The following is a 281-nucleotide window of genomic DNA, read 5'->3' on the forward strand; positions in this document are numbered from 1 at the left end:
GCGTACCGCCGCGACGATCAGGTCGGCGAACCCCTCCGGCGTGTCGTCGGTGCGCAATTCGGCGACCACTTCGGCGGGCAGGCCGCGCGCGCCCTTGGTCGTGGTGACGACGGTGCGCCCGGTGGCGAGCATGTCGACCGTCTTGATGTTCACCCCGCTGCCGTGGAGGATCGGGTTCATCATCACCCGCGCGCGCGCGAACAGCGGCGCGGCATCGCGCGGATCGGCGACCAGCTCCGCCCCCGCCGCGGCGACGCGCTGCGCCAGCGCGGCCGGCGGGC

Annotated in this window: 1 protein-coding gene; it reads right to left on the reverse strand. The window is 75.1% G+C overall.

What is annotated here, in order from left to right; all coding sequences use genetic code 11:
* The coding region (locus tag AX685_RS04105) for a glycosyltransferase (RefSeq protein ID WP_156445660.1) at nt 1-281 on the reverse strand (281 nt) is incomplete at both ends.

The organism is Sphingomonas sp. CCH9-F2 (genome assembly GCF_001556735.1).
GTDB lineage: Bacteria > Pseudomonadota > Alphaproteobacteria > Sphingomonadales > Sphingomonadaceae > Sphingomonas > Sphingomonas ginsenosidimutans.